We start from the raw sequence: 15237 nt of genomic DNA on the forward strand, positions 1-15237 counted from the left end.
CGCTGAACGCCACAACCGACGTCGGGTTCATTCTGCCCCGGAGGGCGCCGTCACGCGCCCCGTCCGGGCCAGCTTGCCCCAGCCGACCATCGGCCCCCGCAAAGCCTGGGCGAGCGCCTTGAGCACGACATAGTACATGACCTGGCGATAGCCGATCCGCTGCGGAATCAGCAGCCAGAGCAGCCTCCACCGCTCGCGCCGCTCGAGTGCGAACGCGATCGTCGCCGCGAGCAGGTCGATCGCGGTGAAGACCAGCCAATAGGTCAGCATGGTCTGCAGATCATGGCTGCTCTGTGCCCAGCCATGCGCCGACACCGCGACGTAGGTCGTCGCGACACTGACGAGCAGCGCGAGGTCGATGATCGGCGAGATCGCCGCCAGCAGGATCTGGAAAATGATCGCCTGGGGCAGCCCGACCCAGCCAAGCCCGCGCGGCTGGCTGCGGCCGATCGCCGACCGGTGCTTCCACAGGCACTGGAGCGTCCCGAACGCCCAGCGGAACCGCTGCTTGGCAAGCGCGCGCAGCGTCTCGGGGGCTTCGGTCCACGCGATCGCGAACTGGTCATACCGGACCGTCCACCCTGCGCGCTGGATCGCGATCGTCAGATCCTGATCCTCGGCCAGCGTATCGTCGGGATAGCCGCCGACCGCGCGAATTGCCGCCAGTCGCCACGCGCCGACCGCGCCCGGCACGACCGTCATCGCGTTCAGCCGCGCGAGCGCGCGCCGTTCGAGGTTCTGGGCGGTGATATATTCGAGCGCTTGCCAGCGGGTGATCAGATTGACCCGGTTGCCGACCTTCGCATTGCCCGCAACCGCCCCCAGCGCCGGGTCGTCGAACCACCGCGCCAGCCGCGCGATCGTCAGCGGCTCGAACTGCGTATCGGCGTCGAGCGCGATCACGATATCGCCCCGCGCCGCGGCCAGCCCGCGGTTCAGCGCCCGCGCCTTGCCGCCGTTCGCCAGAGTCATGAGCCGCACCCGCGCGTCGCCGGCAAAGGCGGTGGCGACGGCCTGGCTCGTGCCATCGCTCGACCCGTCATCGATCACAATCACCTCGACCACGACGTCGGTCGAGGCCAGCACGCCCTCGACCGCGCGGACGATCACGCGTTCCTCATTGAACGCCGGGATCATCACCGTGACGAATCGAGCCGGATCGATCGCCGGGAACACCGTCCGCAATTCGCGCCGTGCCTGGATCAGCGCCAGCGCCGACAGCGCGAGCGCGCGAAGGATGCCGATCGTGATCGCGATCCCGAAGATCCAGCGCAGGCCGATTACCAGTCCACCCAGCGTGCTGAACAGCGCAAGATCCGCGACCGCCGCGACCCGGTCGCTCGACGATATCACCGGCATCGCCGCATCGCGCGTCAGCCCAGCCAGCGCGGAGACGGGCACGAAATGATAGCCCATCGCCTGCAGCCGGTCGATGATCACCGGCAGCGCCGCGACGGTCTGCGCGCGGTTGCCCCCCGCATCGTGCAGCAGGATAATGTTGGCGCTGCGTTCGGGCGATCCTTCCACGACCTGTGCGATCGTGCGGTCGATGATCGCCGCCGTGCCCGGACGCTTCCAGTCGTCGGGATCGACGTGCAGGCCGACCGATACATAGCCACGCTGCTGCGCCTCGAGTGCCGGCTTGATCTCATCCGCGGTGCTCGGCTCGGCATCGCCGAAATAGGGCGCGCGGAACAGGCGGAGCGATCGCCCGGTGAACGCCTGGAACAGCCTCTGCGTCGTGTTGAGCTCGAACCCGACCTGGCGCCCCGATACCGTCGCCAGATTGGGATGCGTATAGGTGTGGCTGCCGACCTCATGCCCTTCGGCCACCATGCGTTCGAGCAGGCTCCGCTGCGTCAGCGCATTCTCGCCCACCACGAAGAACGTCGCCGGCACGTGCTTGCGCTGGAGGATGTCGAGGATCTGCGGCGTCCAGTCGGCGTCCGGCCCATCGTCGAAGGTGAGCGCAAGCGCCCGCGGGCTGTAGCCCGTACGCTGGACGACGTAGGGCGAGGGCATGCGCGTGAAGCGGACGTCCGCGATCGTCCCGTCGGCAGCCGCGACCGTATCACGCAGCCCGGACACCGGCGTCGACCCGATTTTTAGGATCTCGCCATTGCCCTCGATATCGACATTCGTCCCGGCCGGGGTCGTGTTGATCGCACGCAGGTCGGGCAATCGGCGATGGTTGCGCCCGAAGATCGACCAGAGCGCCGGATCCTCCGACCCAAGCCGCCACAGCGCGAAACTCTGCACCCCCGCCTTTTGAAGAAAGGCCAGCTCGTTATACGCGCTCGCCGCATCGAGCAGCCATACCTGATGCCGGGTCCCGCCATCGGCATAGGCGAAGCTGCTGGTGCCGCTGCCCTTGTCGAACGTCGGGACGGTGCCTGAATCGGATGCGGCCTGCCATGCCTCCTCGACGCCGAGCGCATCGCCGCCACGGTCATGCCAGTCATAGGCATAGGAGCCGAACGCGACGACCAGCTTGGAGGGGGCGACACCGCGCGCGGCATCCGCGACCGACCGTGCGAACCACCGCTGCGATGCGATCGGCCCGGCCGGGCCGCTCGTCTCGTGCTCGTCATAGGCCATCAGGAAGATCTTGTCGGTCACGCGCGCATAGGCACGCATGTTCCAGTCGGCGTTCCCGACCGGCGCCGCGATCGCGACGACCCAGCCGCGCGGCGCGAACCGCGCTTTCGCCTCGGCAAGGAAGAGGCGGTAGTTCGCCTGCGCCCCCGCGGGCAGGCTCTCGAAATCGAAAAAGGCACCGCCTGCATGGTTCGCCACCAGGAACGGGACCAGCCGATCGAGAAAGGCGCGCCGGGCGGTCGCATCCGCAAACAGCGCGGCGCTGCCCGCGCCGTCCCAGTCGCCGTCCTTGGCGTTCTGCACCATCGGCAGGATCACCGGGCGGTGGATCGCGCGATTGAGCACCGCGCGGCCCGCGACATCGCGGAACACGGTGATCCGGTGGTCGGGCCCGGTCACCGACACCCAGCCGGGAATGACCCAGTCGAGTTGTTCGACATGCCGGGCAAGGCTCGCCACGCTCGATTCGTCCCAGGGCACGTGGAAGGCGATGGCCAGCCGCGGATTGATCGCGCGCGGTGCCAGTCCGACGCCCCCCTTCGCACCCGCTTTGCCGGCGCCCGCGGTGGGGTCACCGAACAGCGCCTTGCCGTAATAATCGATGCTGCGCTGCGCCCGCCCGATCACGCCGCTATGCGGTGCCGGAAGACGGTGGAGACCGGGATGCTCGGGCTCGAACGGCAGCAACGGTGCCGCCGGGACCGCGCCGATCGACACGGCGAACACCGCCACCGACAATAAGACGAGCGCGACGAACGCGATGACACCCAGCGCGAAACGGCGACGACGCCGACCGCTTGCGTCGTAGAAAACAGGATGCAGTGCCATGACCAACGCTATCCGACCCCAGGATCGCGCGCCATGCACCACCATTCATGCCCGCGACCGATCGGGACGATGACAAATCCGTCACGTCAGCCTGAAGGAGAACACCCGATCAGGAGTCGTCGCCCATCCGCAGCGCGGCGATGAATGCCTCTTGCGGGATGCTGACCGACCCATATTCGCGCATCTTCAGCTTGCCCTTCTTCTGCTTTTCCAGGAGCTTCTTCTTGCGGCTCGCATCGCCGCCATAGCATTTGGCGGTCACGTCCTTGCGCATCGCGCTGATCGTCTCGCGTGCGATCACCTTGCCGCCGATCGCTGCCTGGATCGGGATCTTGAACAGGTGACGCGGGATCAGATCCTTCAGCCGCTCGACCATGCCGCGACCGCGCACTTCGGCGGTGCCGCGATGGACGATCATGCTCAGCGCGTCGACCGGCTCCTCGTTGACCAGGATGCCCATCTTGACGAGGTCGCCCTCACGATAGCCGATCTGGTGATAGTCGAAGCTCGCATAGCCCTTCGACATCGACTTCAGCCGGTCGTAGAAATCGAACACGACTTCGTTGAGCGGCAGCTCGTAGGTCGCCTGTGCGCGGCCGCCGACATAGGTCAGGTTCTTCTGGATGCCACGGCGGTCCTGGCAGAGCTTGAGCACGCTGCCGAGATATTCGTCGGGGACGTAGATCGTGGCCTCGATCCAAGGCTCGCTGATCGTCGCGATCTTGTTGGGCTCGGGCATGTCGGCGGGGTTGTGCAACTCGATATGCGTCGTGCCCGCGGGATCGGGGTGAGTCAGCTCGATCTCGTAGACCACCGACGGTGCGGTGGTGATGAGGTCGAGGTCATACTCACGCGTCAGGCGCTCCTGGATGATCTCCAGATGGAGCAGGCCCAAGAACCCGCAACGGAAGCCGAAGCCCAAGGCCGCTGACGTCTCCATCTCGAACGAGAAGCTCGCATCGTTGAGGCGCAGCTTGGAGATCGACTCGCGCAGCTTCTCGAACTCGGCCGCATCGACCGGGAACATGCCGCAGAACACCACCGGCTGGACTTCCTTGAAGCCCGCCAGCGCTTCCAGCGCCGGCCGCTTCGCATCGGTGATCGTGTCACCGACGCGCGTCTGCGCGACCTCTTTGATCTGCGCGGTGATGAAGCCCATCTCACCCGTGCCGAGTTCGGTCAGCTGCTCGATCTTGGGGCGGAAACAGCCGACCCGGTCGACCAGATGCATCGTGCCGGTCTGCATGAACTTGATCTGCTGGCCCTTTTTCAGGATGCCGTCGATCACGCGGACGAGGATGACGACGCCGAGATACGGATCGTACCAGCTGTCGACCAGCATGGCCTTCAGCGGTGCCTCCGGATCGCCCTTGGGCGGCGGGATCTTCGTGACGATCGCCTCGAGGATGTCCTCGATGCCGATGCCCGACTTGGCCGATGCGAGCACCGCGCCGGACGCGTCGATGCCGATCACGTCCTCGATTTCCTTGCGGACCTTCTCGGGTTCGGCGGCGGGAAGATCGATCTTGTTGATGACCGGCACGATCTCGTGATCATGTTCGATCGACTGATAGACGTTGGCGAGCGTCTGCGCCTCGACGCCCTGCGCCGCGTCGACCACGAGCAGCGCGCCCTCGCACGCGGCGAGGCTACGGCTCACCTCATAGGCGAAATCGACATGCCCCGGCGTGTCCATCAGGTTGAGGACGTAATCCTCGCCGTCCTTCGCGCGGTAAGCCAGGCGCACGGTCTGCGCCTTGATCGTGATCCCGCGTTCCTTCTCGATGTCCATGTTGTCGAGCACCTGCTCGGACATTTCGCGCGCGGTCAGGCCGCCGGTTTGCTGGATCAGTCGATCGGCGAGCGTCGACTTGCCATGGTCGATATGCGCGATGATGGAGAAGTTGCGGATGCGGGACAATTCGGTCGTCATGCGCGCGCCGTTAGCACCTCGCCGGGCTTATGCCAAAGCTTCCGCATCATCCGTGGCAACGGGGATCACAATCAGCGTCGCTTTCCCTGGTGCCGGATGTTCGCCGGACGCCCGCGCCGCTTGATCTCGCGGCCCGGCTTGCGCGCGCGTGCCGGTCCCGCAGCCCCCTTCCCCTCGGGCATTTCGAAGCGCAGCGCGCCCGATACCGGGTTCGCCTCGGCGAGCTTGAGGTCGAGCATCTGCCCCTGCGCATAGACGTCGCCGCTGTCCTCGCCGACCAGCGTCCGCGCCGCTTCGTCGAAACGGAAATATTCGCCGCCAAGGTCGCGCACCGGCATCAGCCCGTCGCCGCCGATTCCCTCGACGGTCGCGAAGAATCCGAAATTGGTGACGCCGGTGATCCGCACTTCCATGATCTGGCCGACGCGTTCGGAGAGGAACGAGGCGACATAGCGGTCGATCGTATCGCGCTCGGCCTCCATCGCGCGGCGTTCAAGTCGGCTGATCGTCTCGCCGATCGCCTCCATCCCGGCCGCATCTTCGGCGGGCAATCCGCCTGCCCCCACGCCGTACGCCGCAACCAGCGATCGATGCACGATCAGATCGGCATAACGGCGGATCGGCGAGGTGAAATGCGCGTAACTGCCAAGCCCCAGCCCGAAATGCCCGTGATTGGCGGGGCTGTAATAGGCCTGGGTCTGCGTGCGCAGCACCTGCTCCATCACCTGCGGCCGGAAGTCGGCGTCGCCGATCCGCTCGAGCACATGGTTGAACGTCGCTGGCCGGATGACCTGCCCCAGCGCGAACGGCACCCCGAACGTCCCGAGATAATCCTTCAGCGCTGCCAGCTTCTCGCGGCTAGGCGGCTCGTGATCGCGGTACATGACCGGCGCCTTCTTGCCCTCGAGCGCCTTGGCCGCGGCGACGTTGGCCGCGATCATGTAGTCCTCGATCAGCCGGTGCGCATCGAGCCGCTCGCGCGGTGCGACCGACATGATCCGCCCCTTCTCGTCGAGCACCACCCGCCGCTCGGGCAGGTCGAGGTCGAGCGGCGCGCGCGCATCGCGGGCCTTCGCCAGCGACGCCCAGCATCCCCAGAGGGGCTTCAGCACCGTCTCCGTCATGTCGAGCGCCAGCGTACCGTCGATCGCCGCCTGCGCCTCCTCATAAGCGAGGTTCGCCGCGATCCGCACCACCGCGCGGGTGAAGCGCCACGACTTGAGCGACCCGTCCTTGCCGATCACCAGGTGACAGGCGAGCGCGGCGCGATCCTCGCCTTCCTTCAGCGAACAGACGTCCGCCGACAGGATCTCGGGCAGCATCGGCACGACGCGGTCGGGGAAATAGACCGAATTGCCACGACGTCGCGCCTCGCGGTCGATCTCCGACTTCGGCCGCACGTAGAAGCTGACATCGGCGATCGCGACGATCGCCTTCCAGCCGCCGGCATTGGCCGGATCCTCGTCCGCCTGCGCCCAGACCGCGTCGTCGTGATCGCGCGCATCTTCCGGGTCGATCGCGACGATCGGCAGGTGGCGCAGATCCTCGCGGTCGTCGCCGAGCGGGAGTTGTGCGACGCGCTTGGCCTCGTCGATCGCCTCGACCGCGAAGACGTCGGGGATGCCGTGCTTGTGGATCGCGATCAGCGAGAAACTGCGCGCGGCGAACGGGTCGCCCAGCTTGTTGACGACCCGCGCGGCGATCCGCGGCGGCTTGCCCGCCAGTTCGGCCAGCACCAGATCGCCCGGCGCGGCGCCGCCGGCATCGGCAACCGCGAACTCACGCCGCTCGCGCTTGTCGACGCCGGTCAGCCACAGCCGCCCCGCCTCCTCGCGCAGCACGCCGAGCACCTGTTCGGACGCGGGCGCGAGCACCTTCATCGGATGCGCGGTCCAGCCATTGCCGGCCTCCTCGGTCCGCGCGAGGATCCGCTCGCCGACCCCCAGCGCGCCGCGCTTGCGTTCGCGTACGCGCAGCCGCGGCGGTGGCACGCCCTCGGCCTCCCAGCGCTCGGGGACCGCCCAGACATTGCCCGCATCGTCGACATCGGCGATCCGCAGCACGGTGACCTTGGGCACGCCGCCCATCTTGTGGAACGCACGGCCGGGGGCGCTGTCGATCAGCCCCTCGTCCGCCATGTCCTTCAGCAACGCCTTCAGTCCAATCTTGTCCTGCGCACTCAGGCCGAAGCCCTTGGCGATTTCGCGTTTACCCGCTGGGACGTCCGACGACGCGATGAAGTCCAGGATCTGCTGGCGGGTCGGAAGACCGGCTTTCGGTTTGTACATCCCCACCAGATAGGGTGCGTAGGGCGATGCGTCACCCGTTACCGGCAAGCCTTTGCAACACGGCGAAAATCAATCCTTGCGCCTGAACCTCATGAGCATATCATCTCCGGATAAACATAAGGAGAGAGACAGTGACGACGCCGCTACGGCTCGAAGCCGATCCTGAGGACAAGAACCTCGTCATCCTGCAAAGCCTGATCTGCCTGTTGCGCGAGAAGAACATCCTGTCGCGCGCCGACATCGAGGAGCTTTGCGCCACGGTCCAGCGCCGCGCCGCCGAACCGGCCAGCGACCCGATGCCTTGCCAGAACGGCGCGGTGCGCGAAGCGGCGATCGAGGTCGCGCATATCGGCGACTATATCGGCCGTCGCTATGGCGGAAAGCACCGTCGCGCGTTCTGACCACGCCGACCTGTCGCGTCCTAGCCGCCGAGCTCCGCGCGACGGAAGCACGTGCTTTCGTGATCATTGACGATCCCGACCGCCTGCATCCAGGCATAGACGATCGTCGGACCGACGAACTTGAACCCACGACTCTTGAGATCGGCCGCGATTTGGGCTGATAGCGGCGATTGCGTCACCAGCTTGGCACCGTCGCCGAGCAATACCGCGCCATCGGTAAACGACCAGCAATAGGTCGCGAAATCCAGACCCGCCTCGCGCATCGCGAGGACCGCGCGCGCGCCGCCGATCGTCGACTCGATCTTGGCCCGCGACCGGATGATGCCGGCGTTTCCCATAAGCCGGGCGATGTCCGCCTCGTCGAAGCGCGCAACCTGTTCCGGGTCGAACCCGGCAAAGGCGGCGCGAAACGCCTCGCGCTTGCGCAACACGGTTATCCAGGCAAGTCCCGCCTGGAAACCGTCGAGCATCAGCTTTTCCCAGAGCGCGCGTCCGTCGCGTTCGGGAACGCCCCAGTCGGTGTCGTGATAGGCGCACATCAGCGGATCATGCCCCGCCCAGCCACAGCGCGAAGGGGACGTCGTCACAGGGCATTCTCCAGGATTTCGTCAAGCGACGCATTGCGCACACCCAGCCGGTCGAGCCGGGTCAGCATTGCCGACCACCAGTCATGGAACGTGCGCAGATCGGCGGCGTCGCGGACATAGGGCGTATTGCCGGGGACGAGCGACGGCGAATGGAACGCGAAGTTGAGCAGTTCGACCCCCTCGCCCACCGCGATCGTCACCGCCTCCAGCGCGGCGCCGATCGGCATGTCCTCCGGCGTCAACGCAACCCGCGACAACAGCCCCAGCCGCGACGCGACACCGCGCGCATAGGGCACCCGCCCGAGTGTCCGGTACAGTGCCGCGCCACGACCACGCAGCGCGCCGACATACAGCGTCGACAACGGCACGCTGAGCAGCGCGCCCCGGCGGCAGGGACGCGGGTCACTCGACGAAAAGTCGGGCCCGCCCTCGGCCGAATAGTCATAGCCGGGCCGGACAGAGCTATCGAGGCGATAGCCGAGCGCCGTAAGCGTCGCGAACGTGTCCCGGCCGACCCCGTAGCGACCGGCGCGATACGCGCGCGGGCGTCGACCGAACGCCGTGGCGATCGCATCGGTGAGAAAGCGGAGCTTCGCGGCTTCGAGGCCTTCGGGAAGATTGCCCGCAAAGCTCATCGCCGGGGTCAGCGGCTCACCAAAGGGCGGGTTGACCCAGGGGTGCAGCTGCGCGCCGATCTCAGACCGGCCATCGGCAACGACGTCGCGCAGGATCTCGACGGCGGCGGGGTCGTCGACGATCGGATAATCGACCAGACAGGTCAGCGCGACGCCCTGCTCGCGGAACCGCGCATGCGCCTCGGGGAATGCCGCCATTGCACTTGTCGAATGTCCCGAGCGCTCAAACGGCGCATTCCAGTCGAACTGCTCCTCGACATCGACGAACAGCGTGTAGCGCGGTCCGAAACCCGGACGCCAGACGATGGGCTCCGGCGGTGAAGCCAGCCTGTACCGCGCGTCGTTCACCGAAACCGGTCGAGAACGCGCTCCATCCGTTCGGCCGCGACGGCGGGTAGCGTGAGGATGATGTGTTCGGACTCGAACGCCATGTGCCCACCCAGTTCGACCGCAAAATTCTGCGCCAGCCGCAGCGCAAATCCGGTGCCCAGCAACGGGGCACCATCGCGCTCGTGACCGCGGTCGTTGTCGATGCTCAGCAGGATGTTCGTGTCGTGCACCGCCATCGCACGAGGCCGATCGAAGCGCAGCGCCACCGTATCGCCGCAGCACAGGACCGCGACCATCAGCATCTCGTCCGCGCTGCAGGCCGATACGAGGGTCGCCAGCAGGCGCCCCACCAGCCGTTCGACCGCAAGGTCGTCACCGGCGATGTCGCAATGGGCCGCCGACGGATCGATGACGACCTGGGCGCCGCGCAACGCCGCTAGCGGTGCGAGGTCACGCACCACGCCGTCGAGCAACGGCAGGACGGGCACGATCGTCGGGCGCAGCTCGAGCGCATCGCCTTCGATCCGTGCCGCGGTATCCAGATCCTCGATCGCGGCCAGCAGTTCGGACGCCTGGCTCCGGATCATCGCCGCGCGTTCGCGATAGGTTGCAGGGACCGGGCCGAGCAATTCGGTCTCGATCAGTTCGGCGAAGCCCGCAATCGCATTGGTCGGCGTGCGCAGTTCGTGCACCAGTTGCCGCAACGAATCGGAAACCGGCGACTTGGGCGCGGCCAACGGCTCACCGAGCGACGCAACCTCGTCGCGCCGCGGCCGGCGGGCGGTGCCGCGAAACCCGGTAAACCGCCCCGATGCGGGATCGAAGGCCGGGACACCCGAAATACGCCATGCACCGGCAGCGCTCGACAAACCGCCGATCTGGAGCCGCGCCGCGTCGAAGGCGGAGCGCCGCCGGTAGGCGCCTGCCGCGACTCCGTCGATCTGAACCTCACCCTGAACGGCGGCATAGGCCAGCGAGGCGCCAACCAGCGCCGTGCGCGACACGCCGTCGACCCAGCGGATCACGCCCGTCGGATCGGTTTCGTAGCGGAAGCTGTCGGCAACCTCCGCGGCAAAGTCCGTCGCCTCAGGCACGATCCGGTCGCGATTGAACGCGTCGATTCGTTTGACGAGGTCCGAAATCTCGAACCGCTCGGGCTTCGCGACGGGCTCGGGCGCGGCGTCGGTCGCCGGTACCGCCGCGTGACGCAGCGCTTCGGCCACGACTGGCAGACCGCGCGTAATCGCGCCGAGCGTGACAAAGGGCGACGCGGTGCGCGGCATGGTCGGACACGACGGTGATTCCGCTGGAGCCTCGACGGCAGGTGCGGGCACCACGTCATCGACAGAAAGCTGCACCTCTGCACCGGGGTTGATCGCGGGAGCAGCCTCGGACGGCGCCGGATGATGCGCGAGGACGAAATCGGTTGATCCGAAACTCTCAAGACCGCGGCAGACGGGCTCGGGCAGATCTTTCCGATGCCGCAGAACGGATCGGCCCGCCGGGGTCAGCTGAGGCAGCAGAGCAAGCCAGTCATCCGCCGGCAGCATCGCGGTCCGCAACACGGGGGCGGCGATCGCCAAGGTGTCTTCGGCAAAAAACCCTACCAGTGCGACATCGGGCTTCGCGAACGCCAGCGCGCGTGCGCTTGCCGCGCGAACCGTGTCGGGGATCAGCTTGCGAAGCGCCTCCAACCGTTCCAGCGACTCAGCATCGGCCGGGCTACGCCCGCGTCCGATCAGGTCGACCATCTGACGCCACGCCGATTGAGCACCGAAATCCGTGGCCATGTCGGCAGATAGCACGGTCTTCAGGCTGTCGTCGAAGCGCACGGAGTTCCCCGAATGGACGCTGCACCGCCTGCGTCATCAAGGTGTCATACCCCGACGCGGCCTTGGAAGGAACAACAGAATTGGCGTGCATGGTTATGCCGTGGCGATGTGGGACAATTGCGTTTCGCCGCAACAATCTTATCGCTATGGAGGGTCGATCGCCGTGTTTGACGCGTTTCATGGGAGTTACACGTAATGAGTTTTGACCGGATCGATCGTCAGATCCTGTCGCTTCTGCAGGCTGACGGTCGGATGACCAATGTCGACCTAGCAGACCAGGTCGGACTGACCGCGCCGCCGTGCCTGCGCCGCGTCCGTGCGCTGGAAGAAGCGGGCGCGATCCGCGGCTATCACGCCGATCTCGACGCCGGCCGCCTTGGCTTCCCGATCACCGTCTTCGCGATGGTCAGTTTGCGCAGCCAGGCCGAGCACGACCTGGCCGCGTTCGAAACGCACATCGCCGACATTCCCGAGATCCGCGAATGCCACATGCTCAACGGCGAGATCGACTTCATCTTGAAGATCGTCGCCGCCGACCTGAAGAGCTTCCAGGAAATCCTGACCACGCACCTGACCCCTGCCCCCAATGTCGCCAGCGTGAAGACCTCGCTGACGATCCGCACCGCCAAGGCGCTGTCGGGCATTCCCGTCACGCTCGACTAGACTCAAGCTCAACGCCGCATCCGCGGCGCCCCCTCCGACGCGGGGCACAAAAAAAGGGGACGGCATCGCTGCCGCCCCCTTTTCCATTTCTGCCACCCGCTCAGGCGGCGGGAGCGTTCATCCAGGCCGTCCAGAGCTGCGCCGTCTCCAGACGCGGCGTGGTCTTCACCGCTGCGAACGAGGTCGCCGCACCAGCCTTGTCGCCCGACTTCGCCTGCGCGATGCCGAGATGCAGGTTGACGTCATCGGCATTCACGCCGCCCTTGCTGAGCGCGAGGCGATAGAGTTCGATCGCCTTGGCGTAATTGTCCTGACCCAGATAGGCATCAGCGGTGCCGGCAGCCAGCTTGCCATCGGCGTTGCTCGCAGCCTTCTTCTCGAGCCCGGACAGGGGGCCGTCATTGCGGATCGCCGTGCCGGTATCCGCCAGCAGGGTCTTCGCCATGGTGTTGGTCGCAGGGATCTTGCCCGCAGCCATGCCTTCCTTGAGCACGGCCTGCGCTTCGCTCGGCAGACCGCGACGGTTCACGCTGTCCGCATATTCAAGATAGTCGTTCTGATCGGCGAGCGACTTGGTCTGGCGCATCAGCCGGAACAGGTCGATCTTCTGCGTCTCGTCGAGCGTGACAACGCCGTTCTGCTGGAGACCGAACGTCACGATCACGTCGCGCCACGTCTTGGGCGACGGATAGGCGACCGCGTATTTCTGCAACCAGGCAAAGGTCTCGGGCTTCAGCTTGGCGGCATTGGCCTTGCTGATCGCATAGCGATAGAAATCCTCGGGTGCCTTCTGGCCGGCCGCGGTCGATGCCGTCACCGACGCATCGAGATCGGCGAGGCCGCTCTTCACGTCGCCGCTTTCCATCTTCGCCTTGACGATCTGGAGGTCGAGGTTGGGATCGGTGAAGCCGAGCGCCTTGGCCTTCTGGAAATACTGGATCGCGACCGGATACTGCTTGCCGTTGAACGCGAGCGCGCCACGACGATAGGTATAGCGCCCGCGCATGTCGGCAGGCGTGCTCGGATTGGCGATCAGCACGTCGAGCGGCCCCGCCAGAACCGTCTCGTTGATCGGAGCATTGGGGTTGGCGGCCTGTGCGGCGGCCAGCTTCTGCTGTTCCAGATCATAGCGCAGCGCGGCGCCGATATATTTGTCGTCGTCGGTCTTCGCGGCTGCGTCGATCTGCGCGAGCGCGGGCTCTGCGGTGGCGAAATCCTTCGCCGCGATCGCGGGCTGTGCGACCTGCGCAGCCTTCAGGACCTCGGGGCTCAGCTTGAGACCGCCCTTGGCCTCTTCCTTCTTGTCCTTGGCCATGGCCGGAACGCTAAGTGCCATGCCGCTCACCCCGGTGGCGAGCACCGCGGCCAGTGCGAGTTTCGAAATGGTCTTCATGCGGGAACTCTCCTCGTGCGTATCTGCGACTTGGCGCGACGCTATATGGGTGTGGCCGATTGCGTTCAAGCAAGCAGCGGGAATCAGGGTGAAGACACGCCTTATGTGTCCCGCGCACTGAACGCCGATTGAACGCGCCGGGTTGCACGGCTAGGTGACCCGCATGATCGCCGTCCTCTCGCCCGCCAAGACGCTCGACTATGAGACCGCCCTGCCCCCCGTCACGCCGACACAGCCTCGCTTCGCCGACGAGGCGACGACGCTGGCGCATGCGGCGGCGCATCTGACGCAGAAGCGGCTGAGCGAGCTGATGCACATCTCGCCGGCGCTCGCGAAGCTCAACGCCGACCGGTTCGGCGATTTCGACACGCTGCCCGAACGCCCTGCGATGTTTGCGTTCGCGGGCGACGTCTATACCGGGCTCGATGCGAAGACGCTCGACGAGGCGGCGGTGGACTATGCGCAAGATCATCTGCGTATGCTTTCCGGGCTTTACGGCCTGCTCCGTCCGCTCGACGCGATGCGCCCCTATCGGCTCGAAATGGGGACGCGCTGGGCGCCCCGTCAGAAGAAGCTGACCGACTGGTGGCGCGACCGGATCGCAAAGCTTCTGGCCGAAGACGTCGAGGCCGAAGGCTCCGGGACGATCCTCAACCTCGCCAGCCAGGAATATTGGGCGGCAGCCGATGGCAAGCTGCCTGCCGGGATCCGCGTCGTCGCGTTCGATTTCCGCGAGGGGGAGGCCCAGAAATTCGTCAGCTTCCACGCCAAAAAGGCGCGCGGGATGGCGGCGCGCTGGATGCTCGAGCACCGCATCGACGATATCGAGGGGATGAAGGGCTTCGACACCGACGGGTATGCCTATGACGCGGCTGGCAGTACCGACGCGCAGTGGCGGTTCGTTCGCCGATGAGCAGCGCTGTCGTCATCGGCGCCTCGGGCGGGATCGGCAAAGCGCTGGAAGAGGCGCTGCGCGACGAGGGCACATTCGATGCCGTCCACGGCTTCTCGCGGTCGGCCGATGGTGATCGCCATCTGGACCTGGAGGATGAAGCGAGCATTGTCGCGGCTGCAACGAAGGTCGGATCGCCGACGCTCGTGATCGTAGCGACGGGCCTGCTCCATGCGGGCGACAAGGGGCCTGAAAAGGCGATGCGCGATCTCGATCCGGCATGGATGGCGCGCAACTTCGCGATCAACGCGATCGGTCCCGCTTTGGTCGCCAAGCATTTCCTGCCGACGATGCCCAAGGCGGGGCGGATCGTGTTCGCGGTCCTCTCGGCGCGGGTCGGGAGCATCGGCGACAACAAGCTCGGCGGCTGGTACGGCTATCGCGCGTCGAAGGCGGCGCTCAACCAGCTCGTCCGGACGATTGCGATCGAGGACAAGCGGCGCAATTCGAGCGGCATCGTCGTCGGGCTTCATCCGGGCACGGTCGACACCGGCCTGTCGCAGCCGTTCCAGGGCAATGTGACGCCCGGCACGCTGTTCAAGCCGGACCGGGCGGCGGTCCAGCTGCTCGACGTGATCGACGGCCTCCGCGCGCCCGACAGCGGGAAGTTGTTCGCCTGGGACGGGGTCGAGATTACCCCCTGACCCGGGCCTTCGCCCGCCCTGAAGTCCGTCACCCCGGCGAAAGCTGGTAAAACGCATCGTGCCGACAACCGGCAACCGCTCGCACATACCGATGAAACCTCTCCTCTCCCCGCGCGTACGCGTGCGCGGGGGTAGTAAGGTGGTCCCCCCTCG

The 15237-nt window shown here is 66.4% G+C and carries 11 protein-coding genes; 4 read left to right on the plus strand and 7 right to left on the minus strand.

Annotation, left to right across the window (positions count from 1 at the left end; translation table 11 throughout):
- Positions 1-27 precede the first annotated feature (27 nt).
- From IFT71_RS03615 to IFT71_RS03625, 3 genes are all read right to left on the minus strand, one after another.
- Positions 28-3426, minus strand: a complete 3399-nt coding sequence (locus IFT71_RS03615) for a polysaccharide deacetylase family protein (RefSeq protein ID WP_192139130.1) — start codon at positions 3424-3426, stop codon at positions 28-30.
- Between the two features lie 109 nt (positions 3427-3535).
- The gene (gene lepA / locus IFT71_RS03620) at positions 3536-5359 is read right to left on the minus strand and encodes a translation elongation factor 4 (RefSeq protein ID WP_031439917.1); all 1824 of its coding nucleotides are present in this window, start codon (positions 5357-5359) and stop codon (positions 3536-3538) included.
- A 71-nt stretch (positions 5360-5430) separates the two neighbouring features.
- Positions 5431-7647 (minus strand): ribonuclease R family protein, encoded by a 2217-nt coding sequence (locus IFT71_RS03625; protein WP_192139131.1) that lies wholly within the window; start codon positions 7645-7647, stop codon positions 5431-5433.
- Between the two features lie 131 nt (positions 7648-7778).
- Between IFT71_RS03625 and IFT71_RS03630 the strand changes: the two genes are divergently transcribed.
- Positions 7779-8048: a hypothetical protein gene (locus tag IFT71_RS03630; RefSeq protein WP_031439915.1), complete on the plus strand. Its 270-nt coding sequence runs from the start codon at positions 7779-7781 to the stop codon at positions 8046-8048.
- 20 nt (positions 8049-8068) lie between these two features.
- Here IFT71_RS03630 and IFT71_RS03635 read toward each other — a convergent pair whose 3' ends face one another.
- From IFT71_RS03635 to IFT71_RS03645, 3 genes are read right to left on the minus strand one after another with little or no spacing between them, the layout of a single operon-like run.
- The gene (locus tag IFT71_RS03635; RefSeq protein ID WP_342212583.1) at positions 8069-8635 is read right to left on the minus strand and encodes a DNA-3-methyladenine glycosylase I; all 567 of its coding nucleotides are present in this window, start codon (positions 8633-8635) and stop codon (positions 8069-8071) included.
- The gene (locus tag IFT71_RS03640; protein WP_192139132.1) at positions 8632-9618 is read right to left on the minus strand and encodes a polysaccharide deacetylase family protein; all 987 of its coding nucleotides are present in this window, start codon (positions 9616-9618) and stop codon (positions 8632-8634) included. The genes IFT71_RS03635 and IFT71_RS03640 overlap by 4 nt, the downstream gene beginning before the upstream one ends.
- A complete protein-coding gene (locus tag IFT71_RS03645) occupies positions 9615-11432 on the minus strand; it encodes a histidine kinase dimerization/phospho-acceptor domain-containing protein (protein ID WP_342212584.1) in 1818 nt (605 codons plus the stop codon). The genes IFT71_RS03640 and IFT71_RS03645 overlap by 4 nt, the downstream gene beginning before the upstream one ends.
- Positions 11433-11627: 195 nt before the next feature.
- On the opposite strand from IFT71_RS03645, the gene IFT71_RS03650 reads away from it, so the two are divergent.
- Complete coding sequence (locus tag IFT71_RS03650; RefSeq protein ID WP_031393257.1) at positions 11628-12095, plus strand: Lrp/AsnC family transcriptional regulator; 468 nt, start codon at positions 11628-11630, stop codon at positions 12093-12095.
- 100 nt (positions 12096-12195) lie between these two features.
- Here the strand turns inward: IFT71_RS03650 and IFT71_RS03655 are convergent, their stop codons facing one another.
- A complete protein-coding gene (locus IFT71_RS03655; protein ID WP_031439911.1) occupies positions 12196-13488 on the minus strand; it encodes a hypothetical protein in 1293 nt (430 codons plus the stop codon).
- Positions 13489-13651: 163 nt separating this feature from the next.
- On the opposite strand from IFT71_RS03655, the gene yaaA reads away from it, so the two are divergent.
- Positions 13652-14401 (plus strand): peroxide stress protein YaaA, encoded by a 750-nt coding sequence (gene yaaA, locus IFT71_RS03660; protein WP_192139133.1) that lies wholly within the window; start codon positions 13652-13654, stop codon positions 14399-14401.
- Complete coding sequence (locus tag IFT71_RS03665; RefSeq protein WP_192070459.1) at positions 14398-15084, plus strand: SDR family NAD(P)-dependent oxidoreductase; 687 nt, start codon at positions 14398-14400, stop codon at positions 15082-15084. Before yaaA ends, IFT71_RS03665 begins: the two co-directional genes overlap by 4 nt.
- The last annotated feature ends 153 nt before the right edge of the window (positions 15085-15237 follow it).

The sequence above is a fragment of the Sphingomonas sp. CFBP 13733 genome, assembly GCF_014841795.1.
In the GTDB taxonomy this organism is placed as follows: Bacteria; Pseudomonadota; Alphaproteobacteria; order Sphingomonadales; family Sphingomonadaceae; genus Sphingomonas; species Sphingomonas aerolata.